Annotated in this window: 18 protein-coding genes; 14 read left to right on the forward strand and 4 right to left on the reverse strand. The window is 36.0% G+C overall.

Annotated elements, in window-relative coordinates; translation table 11 throughout:
- Window positions 1-23 precede the first annotated feature (23 nt).
- The 3 genes from KTJ72_RS05755 to KTJ72_RS05765 all read right to left on the reverse strand — a co-directional run bounded on the left by KTJ72_RS05755 (window position 24) and on the right by KTJ72_RS05765 (window position 2,909).
- Window positions 24-932, reverse strand: a complete 909-nt coding sequence (locus KTJ72_RS05755) for a diacylglycerol/lipid kinase family protein (protein WP_140999880.1) — start codon at window positions 930-932, stop codon at window positions 24-26.
- A 76-nt stretch (window positions 933-1,008) separates the two neighbouring features.
- The gene (gene rnjA, locus KTJ72_RS05760) at window positions 1,009-2,691 is read right to left on the reverse strand and encodes a ribonuclease J1 (protein WP_041152385.1); all 1,683 of its coding nucleotides are present in this window, start codon (window positions 2,689-2,691) and stop codon (window positions 1,009-1,011) included.
- A 2-nt stretch (window positions 2,692-2,693) separates the two neighbouring features.
- Window positions 2,694-2,909, reverse strand: a complete 216-nt coding sequence (locus KTJ72_RS05765; RefSeq protein WP_034534654.1) for a DNA-directed RNA polymerase subunit epsilon — start codon at window positions 2,907-2,909, stop codon at window positions 2,694-2,696.
- Between the two features lie 161 nt (window positions 2,910-3,070).
- On the opposite strand from KTJ72_RS05765, the gene KTJ72_RS05770 reads away from it, so the two are divergent.
- Window positions 3,071-3,517, forward strand: a complete 447-nt coding sequence (locus tag KTJ72_RS05770) for a hypothetical protein (RefSeq protein WP_217304347.1) — start codon at window positions 3,071-3,073, stop codon at window positions 3,515-3,517.
- A gap of 32 nt (window positions 3,518-3,549) precedes the next feature.
- Here KTJ72_RS05770 and def read toward each other — a convergent pair whose 3' ends face one another.
- A complete protein-coding gene (gene def, locus KTJ72_RS05775; RefSeq protein ID WP_034531763.1) occupies window positions 3,550-4,113 on the reverse strand; it encodes a peptide deformylase in 564 nt (187 codons plus the stop codon).
- A gap of 138 nt (window positions 4,114-4,251) precedes the next feature.
- Between def and KTJ72_RS05780 the strand changes: the two genes are divergently transcribed.
- From KTJ72_RS05780 to holA, 13 genes are all read left to right on the forward strand, one after another.
- On the forward strand, window positions 4,252-5,169 hold the full coding sequence (locus KTJ72_RS05780; protein WP_217304348.1) for a Rossmann-fold NAD(P)-binding domain-containing protein: 918 nt from the start codon (window positions 4,252-4,254) through the stop codon (window positions 5,167-5,169).
- Between the two features lie 8 nt (window positions 5,170-5,177).
- Entirely contained in the window at window positions 5,178-5,453 is a 276-nt protein-coding gene (locus KTJ72_RS05785; RefSeq protein WP_217304350.1) for a UPF0223 family protein, read from the forward strand.
- Between the two features lie 21 nt (window positions 5,454-5,474).
- Window positions 5,475-6,266: an inositol monophosphatase family protein gene (locus KTJ72_RS05790; protein ID WP_217304351.1), complete on the forward strand. Its 792-nt coding sequence runs from the start codon at window positions 5,475-5,477 to the stop codon at window positions 6,264-6,266.
- 109 nt (window positions 6,267-6,375) lie between these two features.
- Window positions 6,376-8,214: a translational GTPase TypA gene (gene typA, locus KTJ72_RS05795; RefSeq protein ID WP_034534662.1), complete on the forward strand. Its 1,839-nt coding sequence runs from the start codon at window positions 6,376-6,378 to the stop codon at window positions 8,212-8,214.
- A 132-nt stretch (window positions 8,215-8,346) separates the two neighbouring features.
- Window positions 8,347-9,561, forward strand: a complete 1,215-nt coding sequence (locus tag KTJ72_RS05800) for an FtsW/RodA/SpoVE family cell cycle protein (RefSeq protein ID WP_241772190.1) — start codon at window positions 8,347-8,349, stop codon at window positions 9,559-9,561.
- Window positions 9,562-9,576: 15 nt separating this feature from the next.
- Window positions 9,577-9,855: a DUF2129 domain-containing protein gene (locus KTJ72_RS05805; protein WP_034531756.1), complete on the forward strand. Its 279-nt coding sequence runs from the start codon at window positions 9,577-9,579 to the stop codon at window positions 9,853-9,855.
- 13 nt (window positions 9,856-9,868) lie between these two features.
- Window positions 9,869-10,426 (forward strand): 16S rRNA (guanine(966)-N(2))-methyltransferase RsmD, encoded by a 558-nt coding sequence (rsmD, locus tag KTJ72_RS05810; RefSeq protein WP_041152381.1) that lies wholly within the window; start codon window positions 9,869-9,871, stop codon window positions 10,424-10,426.
- Between the two features lie 2 nt (window positions 10,427-10,428).
- The gene (gene coaD, locus KTJ72_RS05815) at window positions 10,429-10,905 is read left to right on the forward strand and encodes a pantetheine-phosphate adenylyltransferase (RefSeq protein WP_057198103.1); all 477 of its coding nucleotides are present in this window, start codon (window positions 10,429-10,431) and stop codon (window positions 10,903-10,905) included.
- Window positions 10,905-11,954 (forward strand): SepM family pheromone-processing serine protease, encoded by a 1,050-nt coding sequence (locus tag KTJ72_RS05820; protein ID WP_217304352.1) that lies wholly within the window; start codon window positions 10,905-10,907, stop codon window positions 11,952-11,954. The genes coaD and KTJ72_RS05820 overlap by 1 nt, the downstream gene beginning before the upstream one ends.
- Window positions 11,955-12,018: 64 nt before the next feature.
- Window positions 12,019-12,687 (forward strand): helix-hairpin-helix domain-containing protein, encoded by a 669-nt coding sequence (locus KTJ72_RS05825; protein ID WP_217304353.1) that lies wholly within the window; start codon window positions 12,019-12,021, stop codon window positions 12,685-12,687.
- 47 nt (window positions 12,688-12,734) lie between these two features.
- Entirely contained in the window at window positions 12,735-13,214 is a 480-nt protein-coding gene (locus KTJ72_RS05830; protein WP_034534666.1) for a ComE operon protein 2, read from the forward strand.
- Window positions 13,215-13,313: 99 nt separating this feature from the next.
- On the forward strand, window positions 13,314-15,431 hold the full coding sequence (locus tag KTJ72_RS05835) for a DNA internalization-related competence protein ComEC/Rec2 (protein WP_217304355.1): 2,118 nt from the start codon (window positions 13,314-13,316) through the stop codon (window positions 15,429-15,431).
- Between the two features lie 2 nt (window positions 15,432-15,433).
- Window positions 15,434-16,462 carry a DNA polymerase III subunit delta gene (gene holA, locus KTJ72_RS05840; protein WP_057198098.1) on the forward strand — a complete coding sequence of 343 codons (1,029 nt, stop codon included), beginning with the start codon at window positions 15,434-15,436 and terminating at the stop codon, window positions 16,460-16,462.
- The last annotated feature ends 144 nt before the right edge of the window (window positions 16,463-16,606 follow it).

Raw genomic sequence — 16,606 nt, forward strand, 5'->3', positions numbered from 1 at the left:
GAGTGATTAATATCACTCTTTTTTTAGTATATAAATGGATATTTTGTTTTACGGTATTCTATATCGTAAAAGCGGCTTCCCAATGTTTCACCATCGGCATGAGCGTATTCCAATGATGGAATTTCAACATGAATGTTATCGCTTGTGATTCTAAAAGCAGACTTCACTTTTAACTCACGTTTGAATAACACACGCATGATTACGTAGCATAGTTGGAAAATATTTTTTCTAGTTAAGACTAGTAATTCAATGTCATTATCATTGTCATGATTTAAAGCAGTCACCATGAATGCCTTTTTAATCTTATGTTTTTCATCGTTAGCCTTAATATCTACAGGGAATGTGCTTAGGTTGTAGATAGTAGGGAAGATTGAAAGGTAGTATTCGATTCTGGTCTTTAAGTTGATCTTATGTGAAATGAAATTGTTTTTTAGGTTAAAGACGTTGGCATCTAAACCAATTCCTAAATTGTTTAAGAAAATACCACGTTGTTTTTTAATGTGTTCATCGAATAAGCCAATTTCATGATTTTCAACATGATGATTCTTGATTTGTTCAATGAAGTTATTATTCATGTTATGTTGTTGCTTCATGTGGGTGTAGAAGTTATTGTTAGCTCCGGTTGGAATAATCAATACCGGTACGTTTGGAATTGATTCATTCTTTGATTGAGCAGCATGAATACCTTCGATGGTTTCATGAACTGTTCCATCTCCACCAATCACAATAATGGCCTTAGGTAGTGAGTCATTTCTAAATGATGTAACTAAATAATGCGAAATAATGGATACGCAGTGAAGAGGGCGTCTAGTAATCTTTAGACGGTACTTAATATCGTTTGCGTCCAATTGCTTTTTAATTTCGGGCCATTGATGTTTAGCTCTTCTTTTATTAGCCACTGGATTGAAGATGACTAAATAATCAGTGTTCAACTTAAATACTCCTTTCTATGTAAAAATAAAAACGAATTCAATTAAGAATTCGTTTTTAATAAGCATCAATTTGAAATTATTTTTTATTCATAATTAACATTGGTAAAATCAAAGGATGTCTTTCGGTCTTATTATATAAGAATTCTTGTAAATCATCGATGATAGCGTTTCTGATGCTTGATTCGTTGGCATTCTTGTTACGCATAGCACGACGAATAGTTCTAAATACTAATCGTCTTCCTTCGTCTAGTAATTGACCAGACTCTCTCATATATACGAAACCTCTGGATAGTAAGTCAGGACCAGATTGAATTTCTTGATCTTTTAGATTAATTGTAGCAACAACTACAACTAGTCCTTCTTCAGATAATAGTTGACGGTCACGTAAAACAACGTTTCCAATGTCACCAATTCCGTTACCATCAATGTAAACATCTCCGGCAGCGAAGTGACCAGCAATTCTAGCTGAATCCTTGGTTAGTGCTAAGACATCACCATTCTTCATAATGAAACTGTTTTCCATTGGAACACCACATTGTTCCGCTAGTTCAGTATGAATTTTTAGCATTCTGAATTCACCGTGAATAGGCATGAAGTATTTTGGCTTCATTAAACTAAGCATAAGCTTTTGTTCTTCTTGTCCACCGTGACCAGAAGTATGGATCTTGTTAATCTTACCATGAATAACTTTAGCACCAGCTTCTTCCAATTCGTTGATAACACGGTTAACACTAACCTTGTTACCAGGAATTGGGTTACTTGAGAATACTACAGTATCATTTGGTTGGATTGCAATTTGTCTATGAGTACCATTAGCAATTCTGGAAAGGGCAGCCATAGTTTCACCTTGAGAACCTGTACATAAGATAAGGGTCTTTTCGGCTGGAAGAGATTGTAATTCAGAAGCGTCAACGAATGTACCATCAGGAACGTTTAAGTATCCTAATTCTTGTCCATTAACAATTGCAGCTTCCATACTTCTTCCGAAAACAGCAATCTTTCTACCATGTCTTATGGCAGCGTCACAAGCTGTCTTAATTCTGGAAATATTTGATGCGAAAGTCGCAAAGATGATTCTTCCAGTTTCTTCATCAAAGATGTGTTCAACTGCAGAACCAATCCAACTTTCTGACTTAGTCCAAACAGGTCGTTCAGCGTTTGTGCTATCCGACATTAGACATAGGACACCTTCGCGTCCCAATCTTGCCATTTCTTGTAAATCAGGCGGCTGTCTCGTAACAGGGGTCAAATCAAACTTGTAATCCCCGGTTTCGACAATCACTCCAGAAGGGGTGTGAACCGCGATTCCCAAAGTATCAGGAATTGAGTGGGTGGTACGGAAGAATGAAACTTTTGTCTTGTTAAACTTTAAGACGGTTTGTGGATTAATTTCATGAATTTCAGTACTTCTCAATAAACCATGTTCTTCTAACTTGTTCTTGATTAATGCTGACGCCAATGGACCAGCGTAAATGGGAACATTTAAATCGCGGATTAGGTATGGAACACCACCGATATGATCTTCATGTCCGTGGGTGATAACTAATGCTTTGATTTTGTCCTTGTTTTTTACTAGGTATTGATAATCAGGGATAACGTAGTCGACCCCTAATAAATCATCCTCTGGGAATTTAATCCCTGCATCGATTAAGATGATTTCATCTTGAAATTGAACACCGTAAGTGTTTTTTCCAATTTCACCAAGTCCACCAACGCCATAAATAGCTGTTTCGTTATTTTTGACGTTTAGTTTGTTCATAATTATTTAAACTCCGTAATTTTAAAATCTGGGCTCTTTTGTTCGTAAGCCAAATGGTTACCTTCAAGAGGTTCAATAAATTCAATGTTGTGATCAGTGTTCTTGTCAACAAGTTCTCTTGCTTCAACTTCTGTATCACAGTCTACATAAAGTGATTTTGTGAATTCTCTCTTAGGATTAGCCTTAGTATCTTCTTGGTATAAAACTTTAAATATCATAAAAATTAAAATCTCCTTCTATGTTTTTTTTACCGATCGATTGTGTAATACACATCTAATTGTTTTTAATTTTATCATATTAATAATGATAAGTATAGTAACCAATAATTTGATAAAATGATAGAATAAAACCAGATAATATTTGCAAGGAGGAGATGATTTTGCCACTTTTTGTAGAAATTGTAATTGGCTTTATTGTCGCAGTTATAGCGTACAATTTAATCCATTATTTCTTCATTACTCGACCAATTGATAAAGGTCACAATCAAACATTAAAAATATTAAATGGATTAGTTAATAACCTCTTAGAAAAGGAAAAAAATGAAATTATAGAAGTTCATGATTTATCCAATATTTGGGGGAGAAACATATATGCGTTTGAATATGTGATTTCAAAGTGTCCAACAGATGAATTAAACGATGAACTAATCAATCAAATTAAAGAAGCAATCAACAAAGCAAATGAATCGAAAAGATTTAACCATGAGGTGGTGTTAACCGATTCATTTGTGAGGGATAATCAAGTTCACGTCGATTTAGCATACCTATTAAATGCAGCGACATACGAGTATGTATTAGATATGCGTCAGTTAAATAAGGTAAATTAAAAGACCTAACAAAATGTTAGGTCTTTTTTTGATTATTCGATGAACAAGTCATTGTCCACTTTTGAGAATGGGTTTTCTTTGTCGACGTGATCGTAGAATAGAGTTCCGTGTAAGTGATCAATTTCGTGTTGGCAAACAATCGCAGGATAGTTTTTAAGTCTAACTGTGTGTTCAGTACCTTCAACGTCTTGATACTTAAGAGTAATTCTAGCAGCACGGTGAATGAATCCAGGAACGTCTTCATCAACTGATAGACATCCTTCACCTTCAGTGATAGCACATCTTTGAACTGAGCTTGATAGGATGACAGGGTTGATAATGACATCCTTAAAGATTGGTTCGCCTTCACCTTCGAAGTCGTTTGGCACTAGTACAGCAGCCATCATTTCTGATACACCAACTTGAGGTGCAGCTAGACCAACTCCAGCTCTTAGTTTATATTTGGCACAAAGTTCAGGATCTTGACTTACTTCAAGATATTCCATCATGTCTTCAGCTAATTTTTTATCTTCCGCGCTAAGTGGAAATTTAACTTGTTTAGCTTGTTGTCTTAATACTTTATTTCCATCGCGAACGATGTCTTTCATTAGTATCACTTAAATGACCTCCCAAAAAGTTTATTATTGTATTATAACATAATAACGGAAATTATTTGATACTAATATGATACATAAGAGTTGCTTATTTTTAGAAAATGGTATAATTACAGATACTAAATTAAACGGAGGCTCATTATGAAAACTAATTTGGTAGTTGATGGAGAGCAGCAAAGAATTGAATCACTAATTGAATTCATGATTTTAGAGGATTATCCGGTTAACTTAACTATCGCAAATTTAAAAATGAATGATTTTATCAATCAACTTCAATCTAATTTGCTATGTGAACATTTTGAAGTCAAATTAGCGGATGACAAAATGGATTATCATGATTTTGATGGGTACTTGTACCTATATGATTTTCCAAAGGAAACTGTTGAAGAAAAAAGCGAAGTTACTTCATTTTTATCACCTTACTTAGATCACTTTAGAAAGTCACTAAATCAAGTTATTAAGGAAGGGTTTAGCGGCAAGATTATCGTTAATGGTTTTCATGATGAAGTTTTCGCATACTTTGCAACCAAGTTTTCCGGAAAAGAAAATAACAAAGTTGTATCAACAGGGATGCTAGCAAAGACATTACTATTAAAGCACTCACTACGTCGCTACTTTGATATCAGTTTATCCGATATCAACGTCAGTGTATTAGGTAGTGAATCCAATAACTTAATCTCATGGAGTAGGGCTTACATTGGTCAATCCCCAATCCTAGCTTACCTAGCAAATCCTAACAATATGTTTAGCACCGAAATCTTTGCTAAAGCAGAAGAAATTATCAATAAATCTGACACACCTTGTGACGAAGTAATCCAAGCCAAGGCAATTGGGGTAATTCTGGATGCCTTTTACATGGGTAACTCTTGTTTGGCAAGTGTAGGACATGTTAGTCAAATAGATGGTAAAATAACAGTGACAAGCGAACCAATCATGTTGAATCAAACAGGATTGGTCCCAACTGTGGAATTAGTATTATCTGACAAAGAAAAACAAGCTTTCGATGATGCCAAACAATATACTAATGAAATAATTGATGAAATTTTAGAAAGTAAGTAGGAATGATTATGAATAACTATTCTTATCCCATTTTTCCTGATTGGTCCAAAGAAGAATTAATGGACATGATGGCCTTATACAATGCTGTGGAAAGTGCCTACGAAGATGCCAATGGCGTTAATGCTGAAAAGGTGGTCAAACTATACAATCGTTTTAGAGAGATTAATCCGGCTAAGATGGAACAAAAACAAATTGACCGTGATTTTCAAAGCATCTCCGATTACAGCATTTATCAAACTTTCCAAGCAGCCACAAAGGCTAAGACCAAAAACGTAAGAATGTAATTTGTTTTAAGGAAGATATGTATGAATGATTTATGGTTAAAAAACGCAGACGAGGCAATTCAGTCTTGGTTTAAAGAAATTCGTGAATTCACCGTTAGTTCACTTAATCAGATTCATGATATTTCCACTAAGTCTAGTCGAACTGATTTGGTTACCGAAGTTGATAAATCAAACGAACAGTTCTTTATAAAAAAGATTAGGGAATTTGATCCCAAAGCACATATTCTAGGTGAAGAGGGCTTTGGGGATGATGTGACTAATCTAGATGGCCATGTATGGATAGTCGATCCAATTGATGGAACGATGAACTTTGTAAAGCAGCATAATCATTTTGCGATAATGTTAGCTTTATACATTGATGGCAAAGAAGAGCTCGGCTATATTTTAGATGTAATGAATGACAAACTTTATCACAATTGGGATGGTAAAGTTTATGAAAATGATACAGAAATTAATCCACCAGAAGATATTTCATTATCAGAAGGATTAATGGGATTAAGTGGACCATTATTAATAAATAATGAGAAAAACATGCAGGCAATCTCTAAAGCAAGTGAAGGTGCCAGAATATATGGTAGTGCAGGTATCCAGATTATCGCTGTTTTGAAGGGCGAACTAGTAGGATATATTTCCACTTTAAAGCCATGGGACATTGCAGCTGGAAAAGTGCTTTGTGATACGCTTGGTATTAAGGTGTCTGATATTGACGGAAATATAATTGATGTGGTATCATCAGACATTGTATTGGTAGCGACGAAGATTGCACAAAAGGACATACTTAATATTGTTAAGTATGGTTCTGACTGTGACTGATGTCACAGTTTTTTTATGCAAATTTAATTATTTAATGTAATAAACTTGGTCCGAGTTGCTAAGTATTAAAGAAACAAATATTTATGCTTCGAAGGGAAGGAAACTAATAATGAAGACAAGAGACGATATTAGAAATATTGCTATTATTGCCCACGTTGACCACGGTAAGACAACTTTGGTTAACGAATTACTAAAGCAATCAGATACTTTAGACGAACACGTTCAAATTGATGATCGTGCCATGGATACTAACGATATTGAAAAGGAACGTGGTATCACAATCCTTTCAAAGAATACTGCCGTTAGATACCAAGACAAACAAATTAACATCTTGGATACACCAGGACATGCTGACTTCGGTGGAGAAGTTGAACGTATCATGCGAATGGTTGATGGTGTTCTACTAGTTGTTGATGCTTTTGAAGGAACTATGCCACAAACTCGTTTCGTTTTAAAGAAAGCTTTAGATCAACACCTAACTCCAGTTGTTGTTATTAACAAGGTTGACCGTCCAGGTGCACGTCCTAGTGAAGTAGTTGATGAAGTATTAGACCTATTCATTGAATTAGGTGCTGATGATGAACAACTAGACTTCCCTGTTATCTACACTTCAGCTATGAACGGTACTTCAAGTTATGATGAAGACCTATCAACTCAAGAACACACTATGAAGCCTGTATTTGATACTATCATCAAGGCTATTCCTGCTCCTATCGACAACTCAGACGAACCATTACAATTCCAAGTTGCTATGCTTGATTATGATGATTTCGTTGGTCGTATCGGTATTGGTCGTGTATTTAGAGGTACTATCAAGGTTGGGGATAACGTTACTGTTATGAAACTTGATGGTTCAACTCAAAACTTCCGTGTTACAAAGCTTATGGGATTCTTTGGTCTAAAGAAATTAGATATTAATGAAGCTAAAGCTGGTGACTTAATCGCTGTTTCAGGTATGGATGAAATCAACGTTGGTGAATCTGTTGTAGATCCATCAAACCAAGAAGCTCTACCAATCCTAAGAATTGATGAACCAACTCTACAAATGACTTTCGGTACAAACACTTCACCATTTGCTGGTAAAGAAGGTAAGTTTGTTACTGCTCGTCAACTACAAGATCGTCTAGAAAGAGAATTACACACTGATGTTTCTCTACGTGTTGAAGAAACTGACCAACCAGGTTCATGGACTGTATCTGGTCGTGGTGAACTTCACTTATCAATCTTAATTGAAAACTTAAGACGTGAAGGTTACGAACTACAAGTTTCTCGTCCACAAGTTATTATTAGAGAAGTAGATGGTCAACAATGTGAACCATTCGAATCAGTTCAAATCGATACTCCTGACGAATACTCAGGTACTATCATCCAAACATTATCTGAAAGAAAAGGTAACATGCAAAACATGGAAAGTGTTGGAAACGGACAAACTCGTTTGACATTCCTTGCACCTTCTCGTGGTTTGATTGGTTACTCAACTGAATTCCTATCAATCACTCGTGGTTACGGTATCATGAACCACACATTCGATAGTTACCAACCAGTTATCAAGAACTGGAACCCAGGTAGAAGAAACGGTGCCTTAGTTTCAATTAACGAAGGTAAGACTACTACTTACGCTACTATGGGTATCGAAGACCGTGGTACTATCTTCGTAGATCCAGGTACTGAAGTATACGAAGGTATGATCGTTGGTAAGAACAGTCGTGACAACGATATCTCAGTTAACATCACTAAGGGTAAGCAAATGACTAACGTTCGTGCTTCTGCTAAGGATGAAACTGCTAAGATTAAGGAACCACAACACTTAACTCTAGAAGAATCACTAGAATTCTTGAACGAAGATGAACTTTGTGAAGTAACTCCAGAAAACGTTCGTCTAAGAAAAGAAATTCTAAACACTAACGAACGTGAAAAGCAAGCTAAGCGCAAGCGTCACAACAGCTAATACTTTAGCGTTTAATAAAAAGGATGGACATTTTGTCCATCCTTTTTTGTTGTCTTTAAAATACTAAAGCAAATAGTGTAGATATGCTATAATGTTAGTTATATTAAAAGGTTACGTTGGAGATGTAAAAATATGATACGCAAAATAGCCGAGTATTGGCACAAGTGGCATATATCAGAACACTGGAAAAGAATGAAATTTAATATTAACGCAATGGACTACTACATTTTTGTTCCATTTCTACTACTATCTGTAATTGGAATAATTATGGTTTATTCAGCTAGTTCAAACGTTGCGACGCAAATTGGTGGAACCCCAACTGGATACTTAATCAAACAAAGTATGTTTGTGGTAGTCAGTTTAGTGATTATTCTAATTTGTTTGGCGGGGAATAATCAGTTTGTCAGAAAAGCTAAATTTTTAGGGATTTTCTTTATCGTATTATTTGCTGCCTTGATCTTGCTAAAGGCATTTGGACATTCAGTTAACGGTTCTGCAGGATGGATTCCAATCGGTCCTTTACATGTGCAACCAGCCGAAGTTGCCAAGGTTTATATCATTTTAAGAATGGCTCAATTCTTGGCTTCTAGAGAAGATCGAATCATTAACGGAGAAAAATCAAGAACACATGTCCAAGTTTTTTCAATCTTCGTTATGTTGTTCCTTGTTTTTATCCAACCCGACTTGGGTGGTACCGTTATTAACTTAGCAATTATGTTTGCAATCCTATTTGGATCCGGAGTTAATTGGCGAGGTGCAACGTTACTTACCTCCGCTGGATTATTATTTGGATGGATATCACTAAAAATCCTATCCTTTGTATTTAAAGATGGAACAAGCATTTACCAAATCCAACGTATCACCGCTTACAGTAATCCGTTTAAATACGCCAACGGAATTGGACAACAATTGGTTAATTCTTACTATGCATTAAGTAATGGTGGAATCTTTGGTGTTGGTTTAGGAAACAGTATTCAAAAGACCGGATACCTACCCGAACCAAATACCGATTTCATCATGGCAATTATCGCTGAAGAATTAGGACTAATTGGGGTATTGTTCATCCTATTCCTATTACTTACAATTATTGTTAGAGCATTCCAACTAGGCATTCGTTCAAACGATACATACGATACTTTAATTTGTTATGGTGTTGGAACATACATGTTGGTTCAAGCATACTTCAACGTCGGTGGTGTAATTGGTTTACTACCAATCACCGGGGTTACTTTCCCATTCATTAGTTATGGTGGATCTAGTATGTTAACCTTAGCATTGTGTATTGGAATGATTTTGGTAATTAGTGCAAAACAAAAAACTCAAAAAACTAGAAGAATCCGTTACTAAAGTGGAGGGAATTTTTTGACAGATACAATCGAAAACAGAAAAAGCCTAATTGTTTATGTTTATTCAACTAAACAAGTCAGACAATTGAAAAAATATGGCTTAATATATTATGTCTCACAAAAAATGCACTACGTGGTTATGTATGTAAATGCTGATAACTACGATTGGATTAAAGAAAAAATTAGTAGCTTAAAAATTGTGAAGAAAATCGAAGAAACGCCTTACGAACAACTTTCCAGTGAACTATCACTTGAAGGGGACTTCGAAGATGTGGATGATGACGAAGATTATTAAGGAGTTTGGATAAATGAGAGTTGTTTCAGGTAAATTTGGTAGTCGAAGCCTTAAACCTGTGCCAGGTAGTAAGACGAGACCAACAACCGATAAAGTGAAAGAATCCTTATTCAATATGATTGGCCCATTTTTCAATGGTGGGTCATTTTTAGATTTATACGCAGGTTCTGGTTCGGTCGCAATCGAGGCAGTATCTAGAGGAATTGATAGTGCGGTATTGGTGGATCACCAATATCTAGCCATCAAGACAATCAAAGAAAACGTTAAGATGACCAAGGAAATGGATGCCTTTAGAATTTACAAGATGGATTCAGACATGGCATTAAATCGTTTTGCTGAACAAAATGATAAGTTTGATTACATTTTCTTGGATCCACCATACAAAGACCAAAAGATGGTCGACCAACTACATATCATTAGGGAAAAAGAATTACTTAATGATGATGGAATTGTCATTTGTGAAACCGATGATAACGTTGTTCTACAAGACGACGTAGAAGGTTATGATATGGTCAAACAAAAGAAGTATGGAATTACCATTATTTCTATTTACAGAATAAAGAGGGGATAGTTATGACAAAAGCAATCTTCCCGGGAAGCTTCGACCCATTGACTAAGGGACATCTAGATCTAATTAAGCGCGCAAGTAAGATGTTTGATGAGGTTGTCGTTACTGTGGCCAAGAATACCAGTAAAAATGGTGTCTTTAGTTATGATGAAAGAATGAGTTTAATTAAACCCAATATCGAAGAAATTGAAAATGTCTCAGTCACTTCTGCTGATGGATTAACAGTTGATCTTGCCAAACAGGTAGGCGCAACCGTAATTGTCAGGGGACTTCGTAACTCTAGTGACTTTAATGCTGAAAGCTCAATTGCTTCAATGAACTACAACTTGGATAATTCAATCGAATCAGTCTTTTTGATTACACGTCCTGAGTTTCAATCTGTTTCATCTAGTTTGATTAAGGAAATTGCTCATTTTGGCGGAGATATTACTCCTTATGTACCACAAAACGTTGCTACGGCATTGAAAGAGAAGTTAAGTTAATGTTTAAAAATAACAGACGGAATAAATTAATCGCACTCTTTGTGGCAATTGCTGCACTAGCGATTTTTGTTAATATTCCATTTCTACCAAAGTATATTGAAAGTCCCGGAACATCACCTAATTTAAAACCAGTTGTTTCAATCAAAGGACACAGTGATAAGTTTAAGGGTAAATTCATGTTTACCACGGTGAGTGAATCACAAGCATCAATTGCATCGTACGTTGTTGCCAAGTTTAATCCACATCAAACCATTGAAAGTATTAGCGATGTAACTGGTAATCAAGATCAACAAAGTTATATCAACTTGCAAAATGTTTACATGGAAAGTGCGATCAACAATGCAATTTATAATGCCTTTCACTACGCCAAAAAAGATGTTTATTTGAAATATCGTGGCATTTACGTGCTAGCTGTTGATAGTAAGTCTAACTTCTACAATCAAATTAAAGCTGGTGACTCCATTGTTTCTTTGAATGGGCATAAGTTTAAGAGTTCTGCCCAATTTAGAAACTATGTGAAGTCTAAGAAGATTGGTTCAAAGATGACCTTAACGGTTTACCGTAATAAGAAGAAAATTCAAATCACCAGAAAACTGTATAAGTTAGCCGGTACAAACCAAGCTGGAATTGGGATTATTTTATCTGATGACAATCAGGTTTCTACTAAGATTCCAATTGATGTTAACCCAGGTGAAGTGGGTGGACCATCTGCTGGATTGATGTTCTCACTTCAAATATATGGTCAACTAACCCAACAAAACATTAGACACTCACAAAATATTGCTGGAACTGGAACCATTGATGAAAACGGAAATGTTGGTGAAATTGGTGGTATCGATAAGAAAATTATCGCTGCCAGGGATGCCGGCGCTAAGTATTTCTTAGCACCATACGTTAAGCCAACCAAGGAAGTTCTTAAGTATGAAGATCAGCATATGACTAATTACCAACTTGCTGTTAAAACAGCGAAGAAGTATGCACCAAACATGAAAGTGATTCCGGTCACTTCATTCAGTGATGCTTTAAATGCATTGGAAAAAATAAAATAAAAGGAATGTAATTGAATAAATTACATTCCTTTTTTCGTATCTAATTTTTAGAAAGGAGGAAACGGTGAATAAGATATTAGATTTTTCAACGCAGATAAAAGAAATAATTGACAAACATGCATATAAAATTTTGATTGGTCTATTGTTAATCGCTTTTAGTTTAGGGTTAGTTATTATTTTAATCTTGAATCAAAACAGCAATGACGCTAACAATGTGGAAACCGATTATTCGGAACAAAGTAGTGTTTCTAATTCATCACCTTCTTCTGACAGTCAAAGTAGTACTTCGGCCAAAGACCTATATATAGATGTTAAAGGAGAGGTTAAGCATCCCGGCGTCTACCAAATTCCATCCAACAGTCGTGTGACCGACGTCATCAAGGAAGCGGGCGGCTTCAAGGCGGATGCCGATGAACAAAACGTTAACCTAGCCAAGGTATTAAACGACCAAGATGTTGTCGTCGTTAATAAAAAAGGTGCAGCTGGTAGTTCATCGTTTGCTAGTTCGAATAATACGACCGCCAGCAGTTCTGCTAATAACGTCAAAGTTAATTTGAATACCGCAGATTTAAATGAACTTCAAAAACTCGATCGTGTTGGTGAAAAGAAAGCGCAAAAGATAATTGATTATCGTAACCAACACAATGGGTTTCATTCAATTGATGAAATAAAACAGGTCAGTGGATTTGGTTATAAGACATTTGAAAGATTAAAAGATTCTTTAGAAGTGTAATCTTTGCTATACTATGAATAGTAGTAAAAGAGGGAGAGTAATTAATTATGACTAAACATAGAATTCCATGGGATCAATATTTCATGCTACAAGCTGTTTTACTTTCAACACGTGGCACCTGTAACCGCCTTTCTGTTGGAGCAACCATCGTAAGAGATAAACGTATTATTGCCGGTGGTTATAATGGATCAGTTGCAGGGGATGAACACTGTATTGATGTTGGATGTTACATGCGAGACGGCCATTGCCTAAGAACAATTCATGCCGAAATGAACGCCATTTCTCAATGTGCCAAATTCGGTGAATCAACCGATGGTTCAGAAATCTATGTAACTGATTTCCCATGTCTTCCTTGTACCAAAGTATTATTACAAGCGGGAATCAAAAAGATTAACTACCTAAGAAACTACCACAATGATGAATATGCATTGTCATTAATTAAACAAAATAACGTCGAATTGAATCAAGTGATCTTGGATGAAGAAACAATCAAACAAATTGAATTTAGCTCTTATTTACCAAAATAAATTAATAATTTATATATTTTTCCATCGATTTCGATTGGAATATTAAGCATTATTTTCTTTGGTGATTTAAAGCTAGGTCTATTGCTTTTTTGTCTATGGATGATTCGGATCATTCGATTAAAAAACGCGTTAGTATTAAAAATAACCACCGTCATGGTGGTTATTTTTTGTTTGGTTTACTGGTATAGATATCAAGAAAATCAAACAAATCAAATTCAAGGACAACAAACGGTAACGCAAAGTGTTTTAATTTATCCAGACAATATTAAGTATAGCGACGACTCATTTTATGGAATTGGCACTATTACTGATACCGGTAAACAGATAATGGTCTACGGCAGTGACGCAAAGAGGGTAAAGCGATATTCTAAGCCAATCATCATGAATGTGTCTGGAGTCGTCCAGCCGTTTGATGAGGCCAGAAACTTTAACCAGTTTGACGCCAAGGAATACTACGAGAGCATGAGTGTCTACAGTCGATTGACCGTTAAGCAGCTAAATAGTGTAGAAGAACAACATCGTTTTTCAATTATCGATAGTCTTCATTATTTGCGGATGTTGATGTTGAAATACACGAATCAATTACCACATCCCTTGAACCTCTACGCCAGTAGTCTATTTCTGGGCGTCATGGATAATTCCTTCAACGATGAACTATCAGGAGTGAAAACATTGGGGCTCATTCACTTATTTAGTATTTCTGGTTTGCATGTCTTTTACATCGTAAACCTATTGAAAATGATTCTGGGATTATTTCGTGTGACCAGGGAGAAGACGCGGTGGGCCACCTTGATATTTCTGCCAACGTACTTCGTCATTGCTGGATCATCGATTGGTTTGATGCGGTCGATATTAACGGTTGAAATCGGCATTATCGCATTAATGCTAAAGAAGCGCTTAACCAGCTTGGATGTCTTTTCGATTACCTTGATGGCCAATTTGCTAATTGATCCGGAAATGTTGTTACAGTTTGGTTCACAACTAAGTTATGCTCTGGCATTCGGATTGATTTATACGAATAAAATGAGACCGCTCAAGCAAACAGTGATGATGAACTTGGTCAGTTTGCCATTTATTATCTACAAGCTATTTCAGTGGCACGCACTGACGATGCTGGCCAACTATCTAGTGATTCCGATATTTTCGGCGCTGATTATGCCGATGATATTAATCGCGGTCATTACGTATCCGATTGCTGGATGGTTTAGTTCGGTGGTAGCGTTCATATTGAACAGTTTTGATGCTGCCGTCAATTGGCTGGGGGCTTTACCCGGGCAGATTAATTTTGGAAAACCCAACCTGTATGTTGCAACGCTTCTTTTAATAATGACACTGGTGGTAATCGATAAGGTCAGTTTCAAAAGAGTGTCGCTGATACTATGTATGTATCTAATCACTTTTATGTATATCCACTATCCATTGCAAGGTGAGGTATCCTTTTTCGATGTCGGCCAGGGTGATAGTATCTTAATTCGTGAGCCGTTTAACCATTCAATCACCATGATTGATACGGGTGGTAAGCTACAATTTGGTCGTAGGCAAAACAGCAAGGTAACTTATCAGGCGGAAAAGACGTCGATTAATTATCTAAAGAGTATCGGGATTAACCATCTTGATAATCTAGTATTGAGTCATCAGGATGCTGATCACACGGGAGATGTTCCTGCCATCTTAGCGGATTTAAAAGTTGACCGGATTATTGTTGGGGATGGGTTACAGAACAATCCATCGATAATGAGAAAAATCAGTCCTTATTTGAATAAAACCAAACTAGTGTTAATTAAGGCTAACCAAAAGTTACCTGATTTTCCGTTTAACATTTATCATCCGTTTGAAAGTGGTCTTGGTAAAAATGAAGACTCGGTCGTCTTGGGCACAATCCAAGGCAATCGCAGTTGGTTGTTTATGGGTGATCTACCATCCAGTGGTGAAAATGACATAATGCAAAAATATCCGATGCTAAAAGCGGATTATTTGAAATTAGGTCATCATGGTAGTGATACCTCCAGCAGTGATGCATTTTTAAAATTCATTCATCCTAAGGTATCAATAATATCGGCCGGACGTAATAATCGTTATCACCATCCAAGTGTTGCAACGCTTGAAAGATTAAAGGATAATAATTTAGCATACGTCAACACACAAAAACTGGGTATGATATCATATAAATATGGATTATTAGGAAATCACTGGATATTTAAATTGCAAGGGGAATAGTAATGAAAGTAAATGAACTATTAACACAAATTAAAAACAATAATATTAACCCAATATATCTAGTGTTAGGTAAAGAAGACTATTTAATTAACGAAATCAAAAAACACTTCGTGGAATTAATTCCGGAAGAAGAAAGAACCATGAACTTCGCTAGTTATGACATGGAAAGTCAAAACATCGCCACTGCCGTGGGTGATGCTGAAAGTTTGCCATTCTTTGGTGAAAAGAGATTGGTTGTTGTAAACAATCCATACTTTTTAACCGGTGAACGTAGCAAGTCGACCCTAGATCATGACATCGATAGCTTTATTGAATACGTTAATCACCCAGTTGATAGTACGGTCATGGTCATTATGGCACCATACGGCAAACTTGATTCTAGAAAAAAAGTTACCAAGCAATTAAAAAACAACGCAGAGGTAATCGATTTAACTAAACTAGATGATCGTGCCATTCAATCATACGTTGCCAATAACATTAAGAGTAATGGTTATACGGTCGAAGGGGATGCCCTTCAAGAATTGCTAGGCAGAGTATCTAATGATTTATCGTCAGCAATGAACGAACTCCCTAAGTTATTCTTATACTGTCAAAAGGATAAGGTCATTACTAAAAACAGTATCGATAGCTTGGTTGCCAAGTCATTGGACCAAAACGTTTTTGATTTAATCGACTACGTAATGAAAAAGGATTCCAAAAACGCAATTGATTTATACCGTAACCTAATTGTAGAGGATCAAGAACCATTACAAATCAATGCGGTCTTGCTATCACAGTTTAGACTCTTACTTCAGGTGAATGTATTAAGTCGTAAGGGATACAGCCAGGGAAACATTGCAGAAAAGCTAAAGGTGCATCCATTTAGAGTGAAGCTGGCAATGCAAAATGTGCGTAAGTATCAATTCAGTAGTTTGAGGGATGCCTATTTAGGACTAGTTGATGTGGAAGAAAAACTTAAATCAACACCCGAATCACCAGAACTACTATTCCAAATGTTCACTTTGAAATTTGTCGACAATCAAATTGGGTAAACAAAAAAAGACATCTCTGCACTGCACCCCAAAGTTTGTACAAAACTTTGGGGTGTTTTTGTGTCTAAATATAAAGTAGAAGATAAATTAAATGTAATTAACACATACCTAAACGGTATGGGATCTCAAATGGTAGCTAGAAAA

It is taken from the genome of Apilactobacillus waqarii, from assembly GCF_019061205.1.
GTDB classification, from domain to species: Bacteria; Bacillota; Bacilli; order Lactobacillales; family Lactobacillaceae; genus Apilactobacillus; species Apilactobacillus waqarii.

Bases quoted from the DNA above. Each gene is read 5' to 3' on its own strand.
- KTJ72_RS05800 (WP_241772190.1), top strand. From the start codon at position 8,347: ATGATACGCAAAATAGCCGAGTATTGGCACAAGTGGCATATATCAGAA.
- KTJ72_RS05835 (WP_217304355.1), top strand. From the start codon at position 13,314: ATGATTCGGATCATTCGATTAAAAAACGCGTTAGTATTAAAAATAACC.
- KTJ72_RS05780 (WP_217304348.1), top strand. From the start codon at position 4,252: ATGAAAACTAATTTGGTAGTTGATGGAGAGCAGCAAAGAATTGAATCA.
- rnjA (WP_041152385.1), bottom strand. From the start codon at position 2,691: ATGAACAAACTAAACGTCAAAAATAACGAAACAGCTATTTATGGCGTT.
- KTJ72_RS05785 (WP_217304350.1), top strand. From the start codon at position 5,178: ATGAATAACTATTCTTATCCCATTTTTCCTGATTGGTCCAAAGAAGAA.
- rsmD (WP_041152381.1), top strand. From the start codon at position 9,869: ATGAGAGTTGTTTCAGGTAAATTTGGTAGTCGAAGCCTTAAACCTGTG.
- KTJ72_RS05820 (WP_217304352.1), top strand. From the start codon at position 10,905: ATGTTTAAAAATAACAGACGGAATAAATTAATCGCACTCTTTGTGGCA.
- KTJ72_RS05830 (WP_034534666.1), top strand. From the start codon at position 12,735: ATGACTAAACATAGAATTCCATGGGATCAATATTTCATGCTACAAGCT.
- KTJ72_RS05765 (WP_034534654.1), bottom strand. From the start codon at position 2,909: ATGATATTTAAAGTTTTATACCAAGAAGATACTAAGGCTAATCCTAAG.
- holA (WP_057198098.1), top strand. From the start codon at position 15,434: ATGAAAGTAAATGAACTATTAACACAAATTAAAAACAATAATATTAAC.
- typA (WP_034534662.1), top strand. From the start codon at position 6,376: ATGAAGACAAGAGACGATATTAGAAATATTGCTATTATTGCCCACGTT.
- coaD (WP_057198103.1), top strand. From the start codon at position 10,429: ATGACAAAAGCAATCTTCCCGGGAAGCTTCGACCCATTGACTAAGGGA.
- KTJ72_RS05790 (WP_217304351.1), top strand. From the start codon at position 5,475: ATGAATGATTTATGGTTAAAAAACGCAGACGAGGCAATTCAGTCTTGG.